This window comes from Peredibacter sp. HCB2-198 (assembly GCF_045999315.1).
Classification (GTDB): Bacteria; Bdellovibrionota; Bacteriovoracia; order Bacteriovoracales; family Bacteriovoracaceae; genus Peredibacter.
Genome location: NZ_CP174607.1, coordinates 1,702,266 through 1,728,754, shown reverse-complemented (window position 1 = coordinate 1,728,754; position 26,489 = coordinate 1,702,266). Strand labels below are relative to the sequence as shown.

General features: G+C 44.2%; 7 protein-coding genes. All 7 read right to left on the bottom strand.

Features of this window, described 5'->3' with window-relative positions:
- Window positions 1-60: 60 nt before the first annotated feature.
- Complete coding sequence (locus tag ACJVC5_RS08570) at window positions 61-3,480, bottom strand: LCCL domain-containing protein (RefSeq protein ID WP_408098958.1); 3,420 nt, start codon at window positions 3,478-3,480, stop codon at window positions 61-63.
- Between the two features lie 151 nt (window positions 3,481-3,631).
- On the bottom strand, window positions 3,632-7,555 hold the full coding sequence (locus ACJVC5_RS08565) for a tail fiber domain-containing protein (RefSeq protein ID WP_408098957.1): 3,924 nt from the start codon (window positions 7,553-7,555) through the stop codon (window positions 3,632-3,634).
- Between the two features lie 96 nt (window positions 7,556-7,651).
- Entirely contained in the window at window positions 7,652-11,278 is a 3,627-nt protein-coding gene (locus ACJVC5_RS08560) for a tail fiber domain-containing protein (protein ID WP_408098956.1), read from the bottom strand.
- Between the two features lie 108 nt (window positions 11,279-11,386).
- Window positions 11,387-15,364 (bottom strand): tail fiber domain-containing protein, encoded by a 3,978-nt coding sequence (locus ACJVC5_RS08555; RefSeq protein ID WP_408098955.1) that lies wholly within the window; start codon window positions 15,362-15,364, stop codon window positions 11,387-11,389.
- 159 nt (window positions 15,365-15,523) lie between these two features.
- A complete protein-coding gene (locus ACJVC5_RS08550; protein ID WP_408098954.1) occupies window positions 15,524-18,787 on the bottom strand; it encodes a hypothetical protein in 3,264 nt (1,087 codons plus the stop codon).
- A gap of 174 nt (window positions 18,788-18,961) precedes the next feature.
- Window positions 18,962-23,518, bottom strand: a complete 4,557-nt coding sequence (locus ACJVC5_RS08545; protein ID WP_408098953.1) for a beta strand repeat-containing protein — start codon at window positions 23,516-23,518, stop codon at window positions 18,962-18,964.
- A gap of 184 nt (window positions 23,519-23,702) precedes the next feature.
- The gene (locus ACJVC5_RS08540) at window positions 23,703-26,489 is read right to left on the bottom strand and encodes a fibrinogen-like YCDxxxxGGGW domain-containing protein (RefSeq protein WP_408098952.1); all 2,787 of its coding nucleotides are present in this window, start codon (window positions 26,487-26,489) and stop codon (window positions 23,703-23,705) included.

The following is a 26,489-nucleotide window of genomic DNA, read 5'->3' as shown; positions in this document are numbered from 1 at the left end:
TAAAGGCGTGCACACTCTCAAAGAAGAGCAGAAAAATTAAAACGGCAAAGATAAAAAAACTTAGTCTTCCTGCCATACCTTAGACCCATACCACACAGTTTCATCTGAAGGTTTTGTGAATTGTACGATAGTTATCTTATTAGCAGTCAGTGAGACTGAAGGGGCCGAGCCACTGTCCCACTTCACTGTATCCGCTCCATTTCCTACAAAGTTAGCGGTTCTCGATCCGATCGCGTCCTGCTTAAGAAATACAGTCAGTGTGTAAACTTTCGTCGCTGTTGGTGCGAAGGCCGGAAGTGAAATCGTTGCATTTCCAGTCAAAGTGATACGACGAATATTTAATGAAGAGTCAGGAATCGTATAACTAGCGGCCGAGTTCACATAGGTGGAAGCACCTTCGGTTGAAGCGTTCATAGTAGCAGTACCACTTACATCTAATTTCTCAGAAGGGGAAGTTGTCCCAATACCCATCTTACCGGAACCATCATCTAATAAGTTCCTATAAACTGGAGCCCCCGGGTTACCTGTCGTAAATGTATTCGAGACTGTTCCGATTTTTCCTGAATTGTCCCAACCTAAATAGGCCTTACTAGTTGAAACCGGAATAACTCCAAAAGCAGTAGTGGTAGTAGGGTTAAACATCCCTAACCAGCCAGCATTTACCGAATTCATTAAAAACATACCGCCTATATCACCACCAGTGTTTTTAATTCTAATTATAGGGTCCGTTTTGGTAATATCTAGAGCACTTCCCGGCGTAGCAGTTCCAATACCTACTTTGTCATCTCTAACAACCAAGGCATTTGAAAAAGTTGTTCCAGCTCTTTTGGTATTAAACGAGATGTGATCGCTAATATCACTCCAGACCATCTCTCCATAATTGTTAATATCTTCACCAAAGGCAATTCGGCTAAATGCGCCCGAGTTAACAATGTGAATTTGATTTGAAGTATTTGTGAAAAGACTTCCACCAATGGCCAGTGGAACATTCGGCGAGTTCGTTCCAATCCCTACGTTTCCAGAATTCCGATAGACGTTTCCGCTCGCAGCGGTCCATTGATTGGTTGCTGTTGAGATTTGAGTATCTACATACTGTTTATTGGCCGCATCTGTCAGGTTTATTGGATTATTGGTGAGTTTTAAAATCCCGGCAGCATTAAATTCCAGGGTGCCGGAAGCAATGGTGTCCCCTGCTTTATTGATGGGAGTAAATCCAAGGGCCGTGGTGATATCGCCGGACGACAGTGCTGTCCACACTGAAGTATCGGCCGCAGTGGCCTTCAAAAATTTTCCCACATCACCAGCCACAGGCGAAGGCAATAAAGTCGTACTTACATCTATTGTCGGATTACCTGAAACTCCATTTCCATTTGTGATATTGGTTCTGTTAGTGACTCCCACAAGACTTCGTCCTGTGAATGTATCGGTGGCAGTTTGTACGAGAATACCGTTCGTATTATAAGCAGCCAATGAAGTCAGAGTGGCATCAGCAGATTGTTTTTCAGTATCAAGTTCATTTAATGCCGCCTGAACTGTTGAGCTTGAAATATTCCCAGAAGGAGAATTTGTAACAAGAGAAGCATTATAATCACCCGCGGTTGCTGTCACAGCTCCCGTTCTACCAAAAACCGTCGTGATAGCACTTGGTGGATTAATCCAACTCAAGACTCCGGCCGCAGTCGAGGATAAAATCTGTCCGTTGGAAGGAGCAGTTAAAGGCCAGGTGTAGTTAATATTTGCACCTAGAGATGCGGGTGCCAAGAGAGTCACATAGTTGGTACTATTCGATTGAAGTTTAAGTCCACCGGTTAAAGCAATGTTGCCCGTGACATCAAGTTTTTCTGCGGGAGATGTATTTCCAATACCAACATTACCTGAAGAGTAAGACATGTTTGCGTTGCCACGATACCAACCAGAGTTTGATGTTGGTGAACCAATAATCGTGTAAGACTTTGACAAGTTTCCAAAAGATGAACTGGTGATTCCATTTTGAGTAGAAGCAATATAAGAATTTGCTCCATTACTAAGACCGGGACCCACTAGAATATAAATTTGTCCACCGGTAGCAGCAACCAGAGCACCTGCATGAACAGCGGCCCGACATGGGTTACTGTCTTCTGTGTAAATTCCGGTTCCCGAAATTGTTCCCGAACTTGTGGCGGCCGCAGTACAAGAACAAAGAATTTTTGTTCCTATTGGATAAGAACTCACATTGGCCGGACAGGCAGCGAGATCGTAAGTGCCATCCAGTTTCTTCCAGATATTATTGTCGCAATATTCAATGTTGTTTGAGTTGTATCTAAGTGTTCCGTAATAAGATCCAGCACAGGCAGCGGCCTCAGTTGAAATTTTTACTCCTCCATCTACAACTAATTTAGTCACTGGAGATGAAGATCCAACAACGACGTTTCCTAATCCATAGGACAAGTTTGGTGCTGAAGAAGTCCAATAAGATGATCCACTCACTTGCGCATCAACATAGGCCTTATTGGCGGCATCACCAGGATCTGAGGGCGAACGAACACCAACGATGAAGTTGTTATTCATGTTGATCACGCCGGACATTGTTCCACCTGTAAGTGGCAACTTTGAAGCATCTGCTGAATCATTATCAAGAGCACACGCCCAATAGGTCGGGCCAAGACCGGTGAATTGTAATTTTTCAAAGGCCGTACAGACTGGCACTCCATTTCCTGGCATAACCTGCCCTGCTGAGTAACCGATATTCGCTTCGGCCGCAGTCCCAAGACCAAGATTAGTTCTGGCGGCGGCCGCAGTATTGGCGCCGGTACCACCTTGAGCAAGAGGAAGTTGTGCCACTTGAGATAAAACACCTGAGCCATCATTTACAATGACATAATTGGGAGTTCCACCGGCCAGTTTAGCTCTCGAAATTCCAGCGGCCAAATGTGAGTCCGTCACTCCTCCATTTTCAATTGAAATAGTCCCAGTGGTTGTAAATGGTCCACCAGTGAGACCCGAACCAGTTGCAACAGAGGTCACTGTTCCGCCAGTAGCACCAGCAACTGTTTTTGGTTCCCACTTAGACCCGGTCCAGGTCAGGACTTGATCAAGATTCGCATTCATCTTTGGTAATTGATGGGCCATTTGAGCGAAAGGAACTGGATTAAGCGATTGAAAGGAATAAGTTTTACTTGCAGTCTGGTTGATCACTCGTAAAACCGCTTCTTGCCCAACAGGAACATTACCTAATACTTCATATAAAGATGAAGTCGGACATATGAAGTTTAGTTTTGCGTGAAACACACCATTTGTGAGTTGAGCTCCATTCACATCGGACGTACAAAGAATTGCTCCAGTGGCGTTTGAGTAAGCAAGTTCAAATTTTAAATCAACTGAGCCGGTAACAGGAGATCCATCACCATTAGTGAGACGCCCAGAATAGCTCAGAGTATCTGCGCCTACTTCTAGAGAGAGAACCATTAGAATGCTTGAAATGTACCGTAGATAATTTTTCAAGAAGAACCTCTTATTCTTTCTGAAATTATTATAAAAGCGGTCTGGGGAAATTGTTTAAAACGTCTTAATAATTCGCTTTAACAAACATAAAGCAAAGGAAAGAAAAGGTTTGCTTTGGCCGGGTTTGGAGGATTTTCTGAGGCTTGAATGATCACTTCGAAAGAGCTTTTTCTAGTCGCTCAAGACGGGAATTCATTTCAGCATTTTGCTTTTTAAGAGCGGCATTTTCTGCCTCTAACTTCTTAATGCGTTCATCAGTTTCGGCTTTCACCGATGCAATCTCGCGCTTGTTCTCTTTGAACAGGTCTTTAATCCCTTCAACTAGAAGTGGAATGATTTCCGTGTACTTCACAGCTAAATGCCCATCATTCTCAGTAACTGCTTCAGGAAGGACCTTTTGTACGTCTTGAGCAATGACTCCTGCTTTTCTTGGATCAGTGGCCTTGTCTTTTTTATAACGATAGGTCACACCATTAAGCTGCATGATTTTTGAAAGTGAGTCTTCAATTGGTTTAATCTCTTTCTTGAGACGCTTGTCCGAGCTGGAACTCCAAGCAGTCTGCCCATAAAGGATATAAGCGCCGGCAAGACTATCATTGTAGACCACGAAGTTACCGTTACCATTTCCATCCGGTCCAACTTGCCAATAACGAGTTCCACCAGAGTTGTATGAGTTTCTGATTCTCATCGTTCCCACGCCGGGGGAAGCAGAATATCCATTAACATCTAACATCGCACCGGGAGCATCGTTGTTAATCCCCACATAACCATTTTGGAAAATAGTCATGGCATTTGAGTTACCCGGGCCACCCACACCTGTCATGTCTCTCCAGATGGCAAAGTATCTTCCGGTCGCAGATGTATTTCGATAAAGAAGCCAGCGGTTATTACCATTAACACCGAGATTAAGGCCTTGTTGGTTTGCATCAGCACCAAAAATACTGATAGTGCTATCAGCTGTTGTTTGTACATTTAATGTACCGAAAGGATTATTCGTACCAATCCCCACTTTACCATTGGCCTTAACTGTCATCACATCATTGGCGTTTGACCCACTTGTAATTCCAGTTCCCAAAGTCAGAATGTTTCCCGTAGTGCTGGTGGTGCGAACTTGTAAACCATTGGCCGAGGCTGCTGTGGAAGTATTTACGATGGCCGCTGTATACCCCGCTGCATTTGACTTCCAGCTTAGAGACTCAACATTTTGTCCAGTGCCTGAAGAATCTCCAACGTTATTATATGAATCCGAGCTCGTAATATTTGAAAGCAAAGTCGCAGGAGAATTTGTTCCTATTCCCACATACCCACGACCAAGGGTCAATACATTGTCGTTTACCGCCGTTCCATCAATGGGATTAATATAGCTAAATACCAAACGACCTGTGGTTGTGGCCGTACCTTCTGTATGAAGTTTATAAGAGTAAGTTGAACTCTGATCAAATAAGATCCCACCAGCACCTGCAACAGATCCACTACTATGAAAGCGTGCTGTATAATCAGTAAGCAAGTTACCCGCACTCGCGACATTAAATCGTGCCAATGGATTCGTCGTTCCGACTCCCACGTTACCAAGATTATCAATTCTCATGCGTTCATTCGTACCGGCAGAAGTATTGGTATGAAACGTCATGGCCGTGTTCGAAAAAGTATTAATTTTGAGACCTAAACTTGAGCTCGATTCAATGAATGTTGTCGGAGTTCCACCGGCCGTTGGTCCCCAAGTTCCCATGGTTAAGCTGTTTGTTCCGGCCATCACTGTGACACCTGCACCACCAGTGCTATCAGTGTTCCTCATCTGAATTCGTTTGAATGTGCCGGCCGTAGAGTTTTGAATATCTAAAGTATTATTCGCTGCTGGTGCAACTCCAATCCCAACATTTCCGGAAGCACGATAAACGTTACCAGTTGCAGTTAGCCAGTGATTCACACCAGAGACGGCACCATCAACATATTGCTTATTGGTCACATCCGTTAAGCTTGACGGAGCACTGGCATATCGAAGGACACTTGTTCCCCCAAAATCAAATATTCCCGATGCAATTGAATCTCCCGCTTTATTAACAGGAGTAAAACCTAAGGCGGTTGTAATTTCACCTGATGTTAGAGCAGACCAATCGGCGGTATCGGCACCCGTGGCCTTCAAAAAATAACCTGTTTCACCAACAGTTGGAGAAGGAAGGAGTGATGTACTTACATCAATAGTTGGGTTTCCAGAGACACCGTTCCCGTTTGTCACTGTCGTTCTATTCGCCACACCAGCAATACTTCTACCAGTAAAAGTATCAGCAGCGGTTTGAACAAGAATTCCATTTGTATTGTAAGCGGCAAGAGAAGTAAGTGTCGCATCCGCCGTTTGCTTTTCTGTATCAAGTTCGTTTAGAGCACCTTGAACAGTTGTTGCTGAAATCGCTCCTGCTGGAGAATTTGTTACCAAGGTCGCATTATAATCACCGGCCGCTGCCGTAATTGCACCCGTTCTTCCGAAGACAGTTGTAATTGGAGAAGCTGCCGGAGTGATCCATGACATCACGCCCGAAGCATTTGAAGAAAGAACCTGGCCGGCCGTTGGAGCAGTCAATGGAAGTGTATAGCTAAAAGTTGTTCCCAATGAAGCGGGAGCTTTAAGTTCAACAAAGTTGGCAGTATCTGACTTAAGGCGAAGCGTACCATCAACACGAGCATTTCCAGAAACTTCAAGTTTCTCAGTTGGCATGGTTGAACCAATTCCCACATTACCAGATTGAAGCAAGGTAAATTTAGCTACCCCATCAGTAAATAAAGCAACTCCCCCAGCATTGGCCGTGCTATCACCATCACCATACAAACCAATCGCGCCACCATCAGCAATTGTATTGTGGGCCTGGACAAGTGTTAATTCTCGTCCAGCATCAGTTCTACTATAAATTGTTCCGTTGATATTACCCTGAACCCGTACAATTCCATTCACATGCAATTTCTCCGCAGGAGTTGTAGTGCCAATACCAACGTTTCCAGAGTTAAAGTAAATATCTGAACCAGTAGTGGTCCACTGAGAAGAAGAGACCGAGTTAAACTTAGTATCTACATAAAGTTTTGTGGCCGCATCAGCGTCAACCGCCGGGGCTTGAAGATTTTGAATTTTGTACCCTCCCATATCAATGGCACCAGTCATAGTCCCACCAGCAAGAGGAAGCTTGGTAGCATCAAGAGAATCGTTATCATTTACACACGACCAAAAAGTCGGGCCGAGATTCATTTGTAATTTCTGATGGGCCAAACAAATCGGAACTCCATCCCCTGGCATGACTTGTCCAACTCCATAACCAATGACGGCCGTCGCTGCGGTTCCTAATCCTAAATTTGTTCGAGCATCCGCGGCCGTGGCAGCACCCGTACCACCTTGAGCGAGAGGAAGTTGGGCCACTTCACTCATGACTCCTGAACCATTATTCACTAGAACATAATTTGCAGTACCATTCGCTAATTTTGAACGAGTGATGTTTCCAGCGAGATGAGTATCAGTAACTCCCGCTATATCAATTGCAATTGTTCCTGATGTTGTAAACGGTCCACCCGTAAGTCCAGAACCTGTTCCTACAGAAGTCACTGTACCACCAGTCGCACCAGATACAGCTTTGGGTTCCCACTTTGAACCCGTCCAAGTCAGAACTTCATTTGTATTTGCATTTAATTTTGCAAGTCCATAAGCAATCTTTGCTGAAGGTACCGAGTGAATCGCTTGGAAAGAATAAACCTTCGCACCATTCGTCACTCGAATAGCAGCGGTTTGACCTGAAGGAATTTCTGCCATGACTTGTTCAAAAGGTTTACCGGCCATTGAACAATCAAAATCAAGAGCAACGTGAAAGACACCATTGGTGAGATTCACTCCTACTACAGTATCAGTACAGCGTATTATTCCGGTTGAACCAGAGTAGGCCAATTCAAAATAGAGTGTTGGTGATCCTGTGACTGGTGAACCATTGGTGTTCACCAAACGACCTGAGTAACTTAATGATTCAGCAAATGCGAATGAGCAGAAAGCAGTGACGGTCGCCGCAAAGAAAGTAACAAATTTTTTAGACCGCCCCGACATTGAATTATCCCATTGATATTTCAGAAGTCTTATCGGTTTTTTAAGAGAATTTATTTAATTTAAGAAGAAGTAAACACACTTAGTAACTTATTGATTTTATGGTTGTTTCTGAAGAGCTTTCTCAATTCTTTCAAGTCTCTTATTCATCTCTTCATTTTCAGACTTTAAACGATTGAGCTCTTTCTTAAGATCGGCCTTCTCTTTCTCATTTTGGTCGTAGTTCTGTTTGAATCCTTCAACCAGGACAGCAACGAGGTTAGAATACTGAACTGACTTCATACCTGTTTTACTGTCAGTTCTCACTAGTTCCGGATAAACCTTTTCCACTTCCTGAGCGATGAATCCAACAGATTTCTCACCACTCTCTTTCCATTTATAAGTCACACCATGAAGCTGTTTGATTTTTTCAATGGGATCTTTAATGCTCGCGATATCTCTTTTCAAACGACGGTCAGAGGTATTCAGGAAGGCCCAACCTTTCACGTTACCCGTTACTTCTAATTTTTCAGAAGGAGCGCTGGTTCCAATCCCAACGTTTCCGTTATCATGTAAATTCATCGAAGGGCCCAGATTTGTTCCGTCGGCGGCGTATCTCCAGAAAGCAAGACCGTTATTATAACCACCAGTCATATTGTAGATCACCCATTCATTCACAAGAGGTCCCGTTTTCTGCATGTTCTGAATTCGAACTGCACCACCTTCATTACTATTATGACGAACGAAAAGGTTACCACTCTCAATAAAGGCGTTACCTGGCCCGATGTGAAGTTTATATTGAGGGCTATTAACTCCTAATCCAACAAATCCACTCGTTCCAATGACCAAGCGTTGCTGTGCCTGGGCCCCATCGAAAATAAAAAAATCTCTCGTATTATTCGGTTGAGCATCTTGTCCCACTTCCCACTGTCCAATCATCATGGAGGCGCGTTTGTGAGTGGTGGCCGTTTCATTAATTCGAATAAGTTTATCTCCGGACGTTCCATCGCCAAGAGATAGAAGAGCATTAGGAGCATTATTTCCAATACCGACATTTCCTGCAGAAGTAATCACCATGCGGTTCACATTATTGACTGATCCAGATGGCGTCGTCCTAAAATACATATTCGCGGGTGTACTAGTTGCAGAAAAATTCCCATCGGCAGCAAAATAAATTTGAGCAGCATTTGTAAATGCAGTAGATCCAGAATTCTGGTTCCCCATAGCAGTCACTGCACCTAATGGATCACCTAGAGCGATAGGAAGAGGTGCGGCCTCAGTCCCTCTCGAGTTCAGGAGATCTAAAACAGGAAAGCCCGCTGTTCCGCCGGTAAAGTTAATTCCTGAAAACCCAGGGTATCTTACACCCGAGCTCGAAGTATTTACGACCTTGACTCGAGGACTTAAATTCACAGTACTTACTTCTAATTGTGCACTTGGAGTTGAGGTTCCAATCCCTACGTTACCGGTGCTTCGATAAACATTCCCACTCGACACTGCCCATTGATTGGAAGCTCCGGAAATTTGTCCATCAACGTATTGTTTGTTTGTAACATCCGTTGCATTTACTGGAGCGTTTGTGACTTGAAGAAGACTTGTTCCTCCAAAACTAAAAGTTCCCGAGCTTAAAGTATCTCCCGCTTTATTTACCGGAGTAAATCCAAGAGCGGAAGTTACATCTAGAGCACTCAACGCAGTCCAGGCGGAAGCATTAGCACCCGTGGCCTTTAAAAATGTTCCTGTATCGCCAGGTGCAGGTGAAGGAAGTAAAGTTGTGTCCACATTTACTGTTGGGTTTCCAGAAACACCATTTCCATTTGTCACGATGGTTCTGTTAGCAACTCCTGTAATACTTCTACCAGTAAAAGTATCTGCGGCAGTTTGTACTAAAATGCCATTCGTATTGTAGGCAGCGAGAGATGTCAGAGTAGCATCTGCAGCTTGTTTCTCTGTTGCAAGCTCATCAATAGCACCTTGAACTGTTGTTGCTGCGATTGTCCCAGCAGGCGTATTTGTAATCAGAGAACCCGTATAATCCCCGGCCGTAGCAGTTACGGCACCTGTTCTTCCAAAGACTGTTGTAATCGGAGAAGCGGATGGCGTGATCCATGACATCACTCCGGCCGCATTAGATGAAAGAACTTGGCCAGCAGTTGGAGCAATTAAAGGTAGAGTATAATTAAAAGTCGCAGCTAATGATGCAGGAGCTTTAAGCGTTACATAGTTTGCATTATCAGACTTAAATCTTGCTCCTCCATCGAGAGCAATGTCCCCTGCAACATCTAGTTTCCCTGCGGCCGTTGATTTACCAATGGCCACTTCACCAGTGGCAAGGATTCTCATCTTCTCTACACCACCAGTAGTGAAAGCAAGAATGTTAGAAGAGATATTAAACATACCCGTATCGGAGTCACCATTAAAGGCATAGGCCGGGCCGGCTTCACCGTGTGTTCCTCCTCCAAGTCGTAGGTAAGGAGAAAACGAACCGTTTAAAATGAGTGTTGATGACGAAAGGTTCATGGCAAGACTACCGCCGGACGAGAATCCTAAAATACCACCGTTATTAAAAAGACCTGTATTTGTACTATTGGTGAAAGCGAGAGATGGGTTGTTCCAGGCACCATCTCCCAAAAAGATTTTATTCGACCCCATTGCTAAATTCGTAGTGGCGGTATGATTCCCAAGATTGTCACCGGGTGCAGTTGAGACTTTTGTATCAACATAGTCTTTAGTCGCAGCATCAGTTCCTAGAGCTGGAGCTGCCAAACCTGTAATCTGATTGTTCCCCATCGCAATGGCACCAGACATGGTACCGCCACCAAGAGGAAGTTTTGTTCCATCAAGGGAATCATTGTCCTGAACACAGGTCCAAGCATAAACAGGACCAACACTCATTTGTAATTTTTCATTTGGCAAACAACTTGGAACGGCCGATGCAGACATCACGTTCCCTGCACCATTACCAATATTGGCAACTGCCGAATCCCCAAGTCCTAAATTTGTTCGAGCGCCGGCCGCCGTTGAAGCACCAGTTCCACCTAAAGCGAGAGAAAGCTGAGCGAGTTCACTCATCACTCCCGAACCATTGTTCACAAGAACATAGTTGGGAGTGCCATTTGCAAGTTTTGAGCGAGAAATATTTCCCGCAAGATGAGAATCAGTCACTCCTCCATTCGCGATGGCAATGGTTCCTGAATTCGTGATAGTTCCACCTGAGAGTCCAGAACCAGCAGTAATATCTGTAACGGTACCACCAGTGGCACCGACAATTGGTTTTGGTTCCCACTTAGAACCTGTCCAAGTCAGAACTTCATTGTTGTTCGCGCCCATTTGCAACAACTGCTTTGAAGTTTCAGACAAATTAGATTTTGGAATTGAGTGGAGTTCCTGAAACGAATACACCTTACTCGCAGTAAAATTCGTCACGCGAATGGCGACATCTTCCCCTACTGGAACCTGAGCAAGAACATTTTCTAAGTTCATGCCTGCGGTAGTACAATCGAAATTAATTTTTACGTGAAACACACCATTTGTGAGTGGAACATTTGAAATGGAATCCGTACAACGAATGGTCGCGGTTGAACCAGTATAAGCAAGATCAAAAATGAGTGTTGGTGTTCCCGTTACTGGAGAGCCATTGGGATTAACCAATCGCCCTGAATAACTTAACGTCTCTGCATAAGCAGCAGATGTGATGGCCGTGAGAGTGCCAACAACATATAGAAGGGTAAGTGAGAGCTTTCCCATAAAAAGGTCTAATCCTTTGATTTCTCACATGTCTTATCGGGATTTATGAAAAGAAAATTAAGAAGTGTTTAACAAGGAAATATTATCTAACAGCTCGAAATTAAAGGCCTACTTCCTTAACATGGCCTTCTCTAATCTCTCAAGACGAGCATTCATTTCATCGTTTTTACGTTTAAGCTCGGCAATCTCTTTGTCTTTTTTCTCGTTCTCGGCCTTCACTGAAGCAATGTCACGAGTAAGTTTCTTCACCTGCTCTTCTTGCCCAGTGATCTTTTGATAAAGAGATTTAACAGCACTCACAAGCGGCGACACTAAGTGAGAATAGTTCACAGACTTCATTCCCTTCTTATCTGTTTTCACAAGTTCAGGATAAATTTTTTCCATCTCTTGAGCGATGAAACCAATTTGTTTTTCTTTATCCTGTTCTTTGTCGTTCCAAAAATAACTCACACTATTAAGGCGAAGGATTTTATGAAGATCTTCCTCTGGTCTTAGTGGAACGATCGTATTTTTGAGACGAATGTCCGATGAATCGGTAATTCCCCAGCCACGAATTGATCCACCGACATCCAATTTATATCCTGCGGATGCACCACCAATTCCCACGTTACCATTATGAGGCATAACATACATGGTAGAGTTCAGATTTAATGATGTACCGGCCTTCCCCATACGACGAGAATAAATCCATCCCATATCAGAACCTACATCATATCCCATCGAGATGCCCGGACGACCAGTAGCAAGATCTACAGGATAATTGTTATCGCTCATAGTGAACATACCTGCATCGTTCACTCCAGAAACGGGACCATTGATATCCAACATTGCGATAGGAGTTGGAGTTCCAATTCCAACACCCCCTGTGTGCCTAATCCTCATTCTTTCAATTGGGGCCGGATTTCCTGTGGCAAGATTACCGACTGAGAAAATTAAATCTCCCCCGTTTTTGCCGGGAGAACCATCCTGCAAATAACCTTGGATACTCGCAAAGAGTGCATTCACGTTTCCATTATCATTATGTCTAAATTCAATTCTTGGATTTTGGGCCCCAGTGGCCGCAGGCACTAAAAGAATATCTCTTCCAGAACCATCTCTTAGATGTAATTTACCAGCGGGTGCAGTGGTCCCAATTCCGATATTTCCACTTGAAGTCAGTTTGAATTGGTTCACTCCAGAGCCAAATGTTCCTGTGAAGATATTAAAAGATCCATCGGTCTCGTGTGTGAGGTGGTGGTTAGCTGTCCCGCCGTCATCACCTAACATAAACGCGCCATAACCAGCACTCCCTCTCACATGGAGATTTGTGACTGGGGCAGTAGCACCAATACCAACTTTTCCATCGGCCGCAATTCTCATTCTCTCATTTGTTCCTGCCGAGGTGTTGGTATGAAAGGTCATCGCAGTATTCAAGAAAGTGTTGATCTTTAGGCCCAAAGCCGAGCTTGATTCAATGAAAGTAACTGGGGTTCCGCCAGCTGATGGTCCCCAAGTTCCCATCGTTAAGCTATTAGTTCCGGCCATGACAGTTACACCAGCTCCGCCTGTTGCATCTGTATTTCTCATTTGGATTCGTTTGAAGGTTGTAGCTGTGTTAGTTTGAATATCTAATGTATTGTTCGCTGCTGGTATGACACCAATTCCGACATTACCTGAGGCACGGTAAACGTTACCACTGTTCAGTGACCAATAAGAAGCTGAAGAAATCGCACTGTCCACATAGGACTTATTGGTCACATCAGTCAAATTGGTTGGAGTATTCGCATTCTGCAGTAAGCTCGTTCCTGAAAAGACAAACGTTCCTGAAGACAATGTGTCCCCTGCTTTATTCACAGGCGTAAATCCAAGAGCCGTTGTGATATCAGCAGCGGACAACGCCGCCCAATCTGAAGCATTGGCACCAGTGGCCCTCAAAAAATATCCTGTATCACCAGCAACCGGAGAAGGAAGTAAATTCGTATCAATGTTGATCGTCGGATTTCCAGAAACACCATCACCATTAGTAACGGTTGTTCTGTTTGCAACTCCCGTAATGCTTCTACCTGTAAACGTTTCAGCGGCAGTTTGAACTAAAATGCCATTCGTATTATGGGCCGCTAAAGAAGTGAGAGTCGCATCGGTAGCTTGCTTTTCGCTCGCTAGTTCATCAATCGCACTTTGAACAGTTGTAGAAGAAATTGATCCTGCAGGAGTATTGGTGATTAATGAAGCATTATAATCACCGGCGGTGGCAGTCACTGCTCCTGTTCTTCCAAACACAGTTGTAATAGGTGATACAGCGGGAGTCACCCATGATAAAGCTCCGGCCGCATTAGAGGAAAGAACTTGTCCAGCAGTCGGAGATGTAAGGGGCCAAGTATAGGTGAAAGTGGCCCCAAGTGAATTAGGAGCCTGTATTTCAACATAGTTTGCATTGTCCGATTTTAAACGAAGCTTCCCTCTGATATTGGCATTACCATCGACGTCTAATTTTTCAGATGGATCGACAACATTGATTCCAAGATTGCCTTCAAGATAGTGCTTCTTCGCCGGGTTCGGTAGATAAAGGCCATAATAATTTGTGACTGTTCCTCCAGTTGACCCTGGATGAACATAAATGTCATAAAGATTAGTGATAGTACCGGTCTTGTAATGCGGAGATAGAAACAGACCATAGACATCAGTCGTAGTCGGAGTCGCAGTTGCCTCACTATTAAAGTGACCATACTGGAGAAACTGTCCTCTAATTGTAGCTAGGGAACCACTATCTACTGTCCCAGGTAAATTATTTCGGAAGGCCACTCCCCAAACACCAGTAACTGCGCCTGCGTTCGTAACACCACTATCGAGTGTTGTTTGTGCCTTAAAGACCCCGCCCAGAAGACTATAGTTACCACTGGTGGCAGAATGCTGTCTAAGATCCGCATTGAGGGCCCTCCCATTCGCATCAATAGGCCGAGTTTCAACTTGAAACTTAATGTCTGGGAGAAAGCTTGTAAGTCCTACTCCAACCATTCCAGAGTTGTAGTAAATATCAGAACCAGTTTTTGTCCAGATAGTAGAGCCACCAATCTGAGCATCAACATATGCCCTATTGGCAGCATCGCCAGGGTTCATTGGGTTTGCGAGATTTGTAATTGTCTTGCCGCTCATATCTATGGCACCAGTCATCGTTCCACCGGCGAGAGGAAGTTTAGTGGCATCAAGCGAATCATTATCGTTCACGCAAGACCAAAATGTTGGTCCTAAATTCATTTGTAGCTTTTGATGAGCAAGACAGATCGGAACTTCACCAGGCATCACTTGTCCAGCACCGTAACCGATTGTGGCCTGGGCCGCATCTCCTAATCCAAGATTCGTTCGCGCACCAGCCGCAGTATTGGCACCTGTACCACCGCTTGTGAGAGGAAGTTGGGCCACTTCACTTAAAGCACCAGACCCATTATTCACAAGAACATAATTTGCAGTACCATTCGCCATCTTTGAACGGGCGATATTTCCCGCAAGATGTGAATCAGTCACTCCACTATTGGCAATCGCGATTGTTCCTGAGTTTGTAATTGTGCCGCCTGATAAACCAGTGCCTGCTGTGATATCAGTCACAGTACCACCAGTCGCGCCGACCACAGGTTTTGGTTCCCACTTCGATCCTGTCCAAGTAAGAACTTCATTTGTATTCGCATTGAGCTTAGAAAGACCGTGAGCGACTTTTGCAGAAGGCACCGAGTGAATCGCCTGAAACGAATAAACCTTCGCTCCATTCGTCACTCGAATAGCAGCGGTTTGTCCTGCTGGAATTTCCGCCATGACTTGTTCAAAAGTTTTACTCGCCATTGAACAATCAAAATCAATTGCCACGTGAAAGACACCATTTGATAAATTCACGTTATCAATTGAATCAGAACAAAGAATTGTTCCGGTTGAACCCGAGTAGGCCAATTCAAAAAGTAGCGTTGGTGTTCCTGTTACAGGTGAACCATTGCTGTTCACCAAACGACCTGAGTAACTTAATGATTCAGCAAATGCGAAACTGCTCGTGATAGTCATCACGATAAGGCCCAAGAAAAGTTTTTTTAATCGCAGATTAAAAATCACGTCGATTTCCATCCTATTGATTTCCTTAAGGACTTATCGACATTTGATAAGAAAAAATTAATAGCTTAAAGTTGAGTAGGACCATCCTAAGGCGAGCTTTTTCAATTAGTTAATCTTATTTTTTGTTGCTCTTTTCCGAGGCCGTATTTCTGGCATCAAGAGGAAGTTTTCTTAGTTCTTACGACAGAAAAGGACCGCAACGTTTTTAGGTCGTGTTTCAGAGGCAATATTACCGTTTCTCATACCACCCACTTGAATATAAACATCTCCACGCACTCCAGGATTTCCTCCCGGAGCATAGGTAGCATCACCGTTTGAATCCTGGAAGGCCACAACGTCATTAACTCCTCCACCTTCTCCAGTAATATTGTGAGCGTGATCTTGAACACCATCTGCCTGATAACTTCCGGGCGCACGAGTTCCACTTGGGTCTTGTCCAGCTCCATTATCAATACCACGAAGGAAACGACCACGAGCGACAGTGTACTCACTCCATCCTGAAGGACAAGACGCTAAATCAAAGGCCATGATTGCACCAGTCGGAATTGCGGGAGAACCAATCGCTCCCCAAACAGTGCCGTTACAAAACTCCATTATTTTAAGAGTGGAATTATATCTCTGGGATCCTTCTTGAGCGGCCCCACAAGCTGTCATTGATCCTAGTTTGATACCACCATTCACTTCGAGAGTTGCCTGAGGATTAGTCGTACCAATTCCAACACTTCCAGCGGCGGTAATCGTCAGACGTTCATTATCATTGTATGTTTTTGCTGCTCCAGAAGTATTCGAGATGACAAAATTCGAGCCTTGAATCCCCTGAGTCCAAGCTGTATTACCAAGACTGTGCATTGATAAATAAGAAACATCAGTATTCGCATTCGTGTGCGCAATTTCCAACTGACCATAACCTGTTCCGTTGGCATAGATAGAGGCAGTGGCAAAACCTGCATAACTATATACAAACCGGAAAGATCCATTCACATCAAGCTTAGTCAGTGGATTTGTAACACCAACGCCTAAATTTCCATTCTCAGATAATCTCATCAACTCGACTGGTGAAGCTTCAGTGCCGTTATAAAATTGGAAGCCAGTAGAACCTGCGGCGCCACCTGTTCCATCATGGTAGCTTTGAAAAATCATTGGTTTTTTATTGCTCTCCAAGGACATACTTTTAATATAGGTCGCAGTATTGGTACCATCTCCGCCAAATAAAGAGAGGTATTGTAAATTACTTCTGGACACTCGGAGACTACCACCCAGAATTTCTAATTTATCTCCGGGGTTTGCAGTTCCAATTCCCACATTCCCATCATTGTAATAAACACTTGATCCGGACTTGTCCCACTTCGAATCATTCACTGTTTGATTGGCAATAATTTGTCCTTCTAATTTTCCAAGGGCCTGACTTAGAGTATCGACACCACTAAGCGGAGTGGCCGCACCAGTTGAATATGTCCCGAGAAGCGAAGACATGACTCTCGCTTGAGTAAAATATAAATTTGTCGACTCAGGCACGGCCCCTGTGTTGAGTGTCTGCCAAGTCTTATCACCTCGCCAATACTGAGCAGTGGTTCCCGCATTAATAATGGGTTCTTTACCTGCAAGATCGTTCACAAGGTTTGCAACTTTCGCTTGAGGGACATCACCATCTGCTAAATTTAATTTTGTATAAGTAACAGAACTGTTTGCGATTTCAGATGTCCCAACTGAATTGGCCACTAACTGAGCATTGGCAATTGTACCCGAAATATCTCCACCAACTGCCGTAGCAGTAGTCGCAACAGAAGACCAACTGAGAACTCCAGAACCGTTAGTTGTAAGAGCATATCCAGGTGAGCCTGTGTTGGGTGGAAATGTATAGGCAACTGTTGCACCTAACGAAGCAGGTGCTCTAAGTTCAACATAGTTTGCAGTGTCTGATTTAAGTCTTAACGCTCCTTCAAGAGCAATGTTCCCCGCCACGTCTAGTTTTCCAGCTGCGCTTGACTTACCGATTGCAACTTCACCGGTTGCAAAGATACGCATTTTTTCTACACCGCCAGTTGTAAAGCCTAGAATATCAGTGGAAAGGTTAAACATTCCGGTGTCTGAATCACCATTAAAAGAATAGGCCGGGCCGGTCGCACCGTGTGTTCCTCCACCAAGACGCAAATAGGGTGAAAACGAACCGTTAAAAATAAGTGATGATGACGAAAGATTCATCGCAAGACTACCACTAGACGAGAATCCTAGAATTCCACCATTATTAAAAAGACCAGTGTTTGTATTGTTGGTGAAAGCAAGAGATGGATTGTTCCAGGCACCATCTCCTAGAAAGATTTTATTCGATCCCATTGCTAAATTTGCCGTCGCAGTATGATTCCCAAGATTATCACCTGGAGCTGTTGAGACCTTTGTATCAACATAGTCTTTGGTAGCAGCATCTGTTCCGACAGTTGGTGCACCAAGATTATTAATTTGCTTCGTTCCCATATCAATGGCACCAGTCATTGTTCCACCAGCAAGGGGAAGCTTAGTACCGTCAAGAGAATCGTTGTCCTGAACACAAGTCCAGGCGTAAACCGGTCCAACACTCATTTGTAGTTTTTCATTGGCTAAACAATTCGGAACCGCAGAGGCCGACATTACATTTCCTGGACCATCACCAATGTTTGCAACGGCCGCAGTTCCAAGTCCAAGATTAGTGCGAGCACCCGCTGCCGTCGTGGCCCCTGTACCACCAAGGGCCAGAGAAAGCTGAGCAAGTTCACTCACAACTCCTAGGCCATCATTTACCAGGACATAGTTGGGTGTACCGTTTGCAAGTTTTGAACGAGAAATATTTCCAGCGAGATGAGTATCAGTAACTCCTGCGATATCAATGGCAATTGTTCCTGAGTTGGTAATTGTTCCACCCGAAAGTCCTGAACCCGCAGTGATATCAGTCACTGTTCCACCAGTGGCACCAACAATTGGTTTTGGTTCCCACTTTGAACCTGTCCAAGTCAGAACTTCATTGTTGTTTGCATTTAATTTTGAGAGCCCATGAGCAATTTGCGCAGAAGGAACTGCATGTAAGGATTGAAACGAATAAACCTTGTCTGGATCTGGTGATTCATTGGTTACACGAATGGCGGCCGTGTCGGGAGAAAGAATTGTGGCCATAACTTGTGAAAGAGTCGGAGTTCCACAATTCAAATCGAGCTTAACGTGAAAGACACCATTGGTAAGAGTGACATTTGAAATCTGTTGCGAGCAAAGAATGGTGGATGTATCAGCACTGTTGGCCAATTCAAATTTTAAATTAACAGGGCCAGCAACAGGAGAGCCATTGCTGTTCACAAGTCTTCCTGAATAACTTAAAGATTCAGCGTAAGAGCTAAATGAAATACTGATGAATGCCATGATGGCATAAACAGTTAGTTGAAATTTAGAGTGAGAGTTCTTCAATTTCAAGCAATATCCCGTTGATATTCTTAATGTCTTATCGGCTTATTTAAGAGTTCTTTTAAAGATTAAATGAGATTAAACAATCTCTTTAGCTGAAATTTTAAATGCGCAAAAATATTGGCCTTTATCGATGCCTTAATTAAGGCCAAAGAGAAAATTCTGCCAGTTTTTTAGGGACTATCACTGCCCTACACCCATCCACTTAATATAATAGCGTAAAGTGTTATGAGGAACACCAGAGGCACTACAATTAGTAGCATTGTAAGCACCACCGATGGTCACATAAAGTCTGAAGCTAGTGGTTGTCATGCTGTAAATGGATGTGGCCCCCATTGTTCCATAATGAGTTCCATCTCCATGAAGCGTCGGAAAATAATTAAAGATCGAAGAAAATCCACAAGCAGAAGTATTGATATCAAGGTAGGCCGTACAAAAGCCAGTTGAAACCGCATCTAAGTTATAATAGACCCAACCACTATTCGGTGAAGTTCCTACGCATGATCGCATTGGAGTGCCAGAAGTGTCTTTAACGGCCCCATACAAGTTACCAGTCACTTTCGCGTCACCTGCAACTTCGAACTTAGTTGTTGGAGATCCAGTTCCCACTCCCACATTACCATTGGCCTTCACTATTAATTTATCTGTTCCACCACTTACAAAACGGGCGATGGATGAGTTCGTATCAGTCGCCGCCGTTTTAACTAAAAGACCATTTCGACTAGTGGCTGTGGCATCTCGGTTTTCGAATAAAGCCGTATAACCTATACTATTAGCAGACCAAAGCAATGAAGAATTCGCGGCCCCTCCAATAGCGTTTGGATCAAGGATATTTGTGTTCCAGTTAGAGAGTTGCCCTGCAGGATTGCTAAGACCAACACCAATTAAACCATTACTAAGAACTTCAAGCATTGATTTAGATTGATTATAACTCCTTATTGATAATGCAGGCTGAACGTCCGCAGGATCACCATCAGAGGAATGAATGAGTAAACCTTGACCATCACCGCCGGCATTGGAGATTCTTGCGGCATATTCATTGTTCACAGCTCGTTCTACATGTAGCGCATTGGTGGGTGCTGAGGTTCCGACCCCCAAATTACCATCTGAGGCCAATTTCATTTTTTCAGATGTTCCAATCCAAAAGCCAATTTGAGAATTCCCGACGACGTTAAGCCCACCAGTGTCTAGTCCGCTTAAGACTGTCGTTCTGGGTTTCATAAAACTACTGGCTGTGTAGCCTGCGCCTTGGTGAGAAAAGTAACCGTATCTTGTTCCGGCCGTGGCAGTTCCCAAAAGAAGAATGGATCGAGAAGCTGTTCCGGTATCATCACTATTTATAACATAACTAGCAACATCGTTCGCGGACGTGCCGGCGACATGAAATTTTACCAATGGTGTACTAGTTCCAACTCCGACATTCCCACCATTGTAATAAACATCTGTGCCATTCTTACTCCACACGCCTGAGTTATCAAAAGCAGCATCATTGGCGATGATCTGGGCCTCAAGTTTTCCCAGGGCCTCTAACACTGTGTCCGTTGGGGCCAATGGAATCGCAGTTCCTACAACATAACTATTGATGGGAGTCGCTCGTACTCTGGCCTGAGTGAAGTATTGATTTGTGCCTTCAGGAACTGCGGTCGTGTTTAATGTTTGCCAGGTCTTGTCACCTCGAAGGTATTTTGTACTGTCACTTGTTCCCGAAAGTTTTGCGAGTGGAACGTCACCATCGGCGAGATTGAGTTTTGCGTAGGCAATTGTTCCGTTGGCAATATCAGCGTTGGCAATTGTTCCATCTAAAATTTCGGTCGTTGTCACCGACCCTGGAGCGATCTGAGCATTGGCGATTGTTCCCGTTAAGTCACCACCAACATTAGTGGCAGAAGTTGCAGCTTGAGTCCAAGATAGAGCGCCCACTCCATCCGTTGTTAAAACATAACCTGAGGTGCCTGCAGTGGCAGGAAAAGTATAGGTGGTAGTAGCGGCAAGACCATTCGGAGCTTTCAATTCAACATAGTTCGTATTGTCTGACTTCATACGAACTTTGCCGTTCACAGCGATATTGCCACCCACTTCAAATTTCTCAGTCGGAACAACTCCAACACCAACGTTTCCACCGTTGCCATTGATAACGGTATCAACAGATCCAACATCATTGATTAAAAATTTATCTGTTGTTCCGTTATAAAAAATATTAGCTTTCTTCGCCCCTGCCCGATAAAAATCTATATAGCTGTAGTTCGCGGCCGGTGCATTGAGACCGATACCTGCATGCCCACTGACAGTATTCATGTGAAGTAAATGTGTAGGAACTCCAGTTCCAATTCCCACGTTACCATTTTGAGAAATTGTCATTTTCTGAGTTACAGATGTCGTATTATCGGCACGGGTCCAAAATGAAAGTGATGTACCAAAACCACTGGCACCACCAGACCCTTCAAGCATTCCAAATATGGCTGCATCACCGAAGTTGGCCAAAGCGTCAGGGTTATTGAGTGATGTGAACTGAATGGCCCCGATACGATCACCGGCGGCCGCTGTCGGCTGGTTTCCTCCTAAGCGGAGTGCACCAAAAGACTGGTTAGAAGCGGCGGCCGTTCCAGTTAACGCTAAATATTTTGTATAAGAGTTAGAAGTCTTTCCTAAGAATGGATCAGTCGTTCCAATGGAAACATGGCCAGTATTATTGTTTGAAATATTATTACTATTCAATGTCCACTTCGAAGCAGAACTGGCGATCTGAGTATCAACATAAGTTTTAGTCGTAGCATCTGTACCTACAGTCGGAGCTCCAAGACCCGTGATCTTATTGTTTCCCATCGCAAGCGCACCACTCATGGTATCACCTGCTTTCAGCACATAGTTTGCTTGCGAAGAGGCAAGAGCAGCGACGGAAGTATTAGCCGCATTGATTTGACCTTGTACTTTTCCAAGGGCACCTGAAAGAGTATCAGCATTGGTCACGGCCGCATTTGATCCCACTGCAAAACCATTCATGACTAATGCTTGAACATCGGTTTGAAGTGAGCCCCAGCTCTTGTCCCCTTTCCAATATTGAGATGCAGTTCCTGCAGTGATTTTTGGTTCTTTGTTACCGAGATCAGTTGTGAGTCCACTAATCTTTGATTGAGCAATCGCCGCAGAAGCTGAAATATCAGCGTCTGCAATAGCACCGACCGCAATCTGAGCATTGGTCACTGTTCCAGTGAGATCTCCACCAACTGCAGTTGCACCTGTCGCAACAGTTGCCCACGAAAGATTCCCGGAACCATCAGTGATTAAAGCTTGTCCGGAATTTCCATCATCTCCAGGAAGATTTAAAATGAAAGTAGCTGCAAGAGAACTCGGAGCTTTTACTTCAACGAAATTAGTATTATCTGATTTAAGGCGAAGCTTTCCGGAAATGGCCGCATTACCAACAACATCAAGTTTTTCTGCTGGCGTGATTGTACCAATCCCCACATTACCAGTAGGACTTACGGTTAATCTTTTTACGTAACCACTGTCCAAAATATTAAACCCATTATCATCAGCACCAATGTAGGCCTTGCCCGCGGCCGCACCAGTTCTTTCCAGTGCAAGTTGAGCGGATGAGCCTGAACTTGTTAAATGCAGTTTTTGATCTGGGGTTGTTGTTCCAATACCAACGTTTCCAGAGTTGTAATAAACAATCGTTCCGGATTTCGTCCACACTGATGCTCCACCAATTTGAGCATCAACATAGGCCATATTGGCGGCATCTCCAGGGTTCACTGGATTAGCAATATTGATGATGGTCTTCCCTCCCATATCAATGTCACCAGTCATCGTGCCACCAGCGAGAGGAAGTTTTGTATTATCAGTTGAGATATCTGGAACACAGGCGAATGTCACAGTCGGTGGCGCAGTGATTGTGAGCTTCTCTGTTCCAAAACAAGTTGGAAGATTTGCCGCAATCAATTGATCCCAGCCTGCACCATAACTAAGAGTTGCAATGGTTCCAATGCCTAAATTTGTTCGAGCGGCCGCTGCAGTTGAGGCACCTGTACCACCTTGAGCGAGTGGAAGTTGCGCCACTTCACTCATCACCCCTGAAGCATTATTTACAAGAACATAATTAGCAGTACCGTTGGCAAGTTTTGAACGAGAAATATTTCCAGCGAGATGAGTATCAGTAACTCCTGCGACATCAATGGCAATTGTTCCTGAGTTGGTAATGGTTCCACCGGAAAGTCCTGAACCTGCAGTGATATCAGTCACTGTCCCACCAGTGGCACCAACAATTGGTTTTGGTTCCCACTTTGATCCGGTCCAAGTGAGTACTTCGTTATTATTCGCATTTAATTTCGAAAGATTTTGAGCGACGAGGGCCGAAGGAACAGAATGGATCGCTTGAAAAGAATAAACTTTCGTTCCATTGGTCACTCGAATGGCAGCAGTTTGACCCGAAGGAATTTCGGCCATGACTTGTTCAAAAGTTTTACCTGCTATCGTACAATCAAAATCTAAAGCAACATGAAACACGCCATTCGTGAGATTCACATCTACAGAATCAGTACAGAGAATGGCCCCAGTTGAACCAGAGTAGGCCAATTCAAAAAGCAGTGTTGGAGTACCGGTGACTGGTGAACCATTAGCGTTAACAAGGCGACCGGAATAGCTTAACGATTCGGCGTAAGTACTTAAAGAAAAAGTAATAGCTGCTAAAATGGCAGAAAAACTTAAAAGAAATTTAGAGTGAGAGTTCTTCAATTTCAAGTAGTATCCTATTGATATTCCTTAAGTCTTATCGGCTTATTAAAAGAATCCTTTTAATTTTAATCAGTGCTTAATTAGAGATTTGGGAAATCGTATAAATGACTAAAAGGACTGGGATTAAGGCAGGCCAAAGTTGGACTTAGAAGGCAGAAATTGCCACTTATTTTTGCTTATGAAGAACCTACTACCTCAAGAAGAACTCAAAAGAACAATCCCCTTTGCCGGAATAACAAAGTTCATTCCCGGTATTATTCCAGTTCGGGACGATGGCCTGAGCTCCACCTTCAAACGCGATATTGAACATATCAGCAGTTGAGTAATTATCATTCCCACCTTGTCCCGCGCAGCCCGCGGTTCGCGAAGTATGCAAAAGAGTACCCGTACAGCGAGCATTGTCGTATTCCCACAATCCCAGACCTACATCAATGTAAGGAGAGCCACCATAGGCTGGAGCTTTTAACATTGCATCTGTTGTTCCCACCAAACGAGAAAACCATTCTGAATTGATAGATGATGCCGAGTTCGCGACTGTTTGATTTATGTTTGCCGGTAAATATTTATTTACCATGAAATCATCTGGTACTGTGGTCGCAGTCACAATTCCATTAGAGTAGGCCACACGAGTCCAGCCTCCGCCTGAAGTGGTCATATCGCAATAGACATTCATTGGAAGTAGGCCACCGATCCCATCCGGATCAATAAGATAGGTCCCATCACCGATTGAAAGACCTGCATTCAAAATTTCTTTGCAACTTCTCTTTGTGAATTGTCCTTCTGCTCTTCTCGTCCAAAGTTGAGCATGAGGAACACCGACACCTGAAGTTCCTGTAATTGAGTCATAGGCCGGAATCCCTCCACCCCATACAACTGTTGAGCCAATGGCATAAAACCAGTTACCATGGTTAACCGAACCATCCATCAGCGAGGACGTACAACCATTGGCACAGTTCTTCTCCAATCCTTTCCAATAATTTGATGTTGAATCAATCACAAGCGGCACATATCCAGCGGCCGGTTGATCAATCGTAGGATTCGTCGTCTGCGCCCAGATATTTCTACCCGCATAACCTGGCCAGTTGATTTTGAAAATATAACGACCATTCGCCTTGAAATTATCGAGCTGATTTAAAATCGAATATTGGTTGGCCGTCGGTGAGGCCACGTTCTTAGAAAGAGCGTCGTTGGCATCAACAAAATATCCACCGGCGATATTGTGATTGAAAACCAGCGTCCATCCACCTCCATCGGTAGTCATGTCACAGTAGACTTGCATTGCTGTTCCTGAAAGACTCGGATCAACCCAATACAAACCATTACCCGTTGAAAGGCCGTACTCCAGAACTTCCTGACAGTCACGAGGATCACGCAAAAGGAAAGAATCATCACGAACCCAAAGCTGAGTCTGATTAACGACAATCGGAGTGCTGGCGCCACTATAAGGAAGGCCAACACCGCCATAAATCGCATAGGTTCCAATCCCATACCAATAGTTGGTATTATTTACGGAACCGTCTATGAATGCATTAGAACAGCCCACTCCACAATTTCTTTCCAGGCCTCCCCAAGCGTTGGTGCTCATATCAATCGTGATAGGAACATAACCAGCGACAGGTTGATCGACATAAGGATTAGTTCGCTGTCGCCAGATATTTCTTTGTGCCGAATTAGGTGAACTAATTTTGAAGGTAAAATTACCCTGAAAAGATCTGAACGATTCTAAATAGGACAAAATCGAATAGCGATCAGCATTGGGATTTGTAACGTTGTAGGATTGCACTTCAGTTGAATTGGTAAAGTATCCACCAGTATCTGCTTTTTGATTAAATACCTGTGTCCATCCACCGCCATCTGTCGTCATGTCACATTTTACTAAAATAGGATTATTCGCGCCCATGCCGTCAGCATCGATCCAATACAATCCCGATGGTGCCTTTGGAAATTTAGATTTAATTTCGGTGCAGTTTGAAAGGTAGTCATTTTCTCTCACAAACAGCCATCCGTTACCTGCACCTACTCCAGCTGATGTGGCCCATGATTTATCAGATCCAAGCCAATAGGCACCGTTGAAGTAAGCATTACCGCTGGCCTCACCACCACCATTTATGCTTCCACTCCAACAGGAGGTATACCAAAAAGGTGTTCCCGTAAAACTGTTCGCGCATGAAATAGAATGCAAATCATTATCTGCATCTGCTGCCGAGAAAGGAAATCCCATAAAGCTATAGATACCAGCGGTGGCAGCACTCCCAGTAAGAATGGTATAGTTACTATTAACGGAAGAATATAAATTGGAAGAACGTAGTCTTTTAAAATTAAATTTAGCGCTTTGTTCAGTCGGCTGACCATACCCAGAAGACCACTGATACATCATCTGCGTATTTTTGGTGTTTCCGGTGATTCTGTTCCACCATTCAAGGCCAACAAAATAATTAAAGCCCTCTTTGTTATTTCCTAGATAAGTGGCGCAACCTGTTCCCGCTCCTTGCGCCTGAGAACAAAGAGGAGTGGTTAAAGTCGCTCCTGTCCAACTGATATTTGTGACAGGTTTATTGGTTCCGTTTTGGGTATTTGACCAAACCAAGGTCCAACCTCCACCATCTGTCGTCATGTCACAGTAAACATCAATGGCGGGATAGCCACCGGAGGTACCATCTGGATCAATGGTGTATTTACCGGAGGTCGCTGCGGGATTAGCTCGTTTGTGATCAAGACAAGAGCGATAAGTTCCATCGCAAGCAGATAAACTCACTCCACTCGGAGGACTAGCAACGAAACTAGACCATTCAGGAGATGTTTTGGCCGAAATAAAGTAATGATAACTTCCGTGAGCATTAGTAACTCGTCGACATGTACCGTGCGCATTAACTCTTACTGCTGATCCAGAAGGAACTACATAGCCAGAATCGGGAGTTCCTACTGCAAACCCGTCCCGAGCAAAAAACAAAATGGAGGCCATTAATAATTGATACAT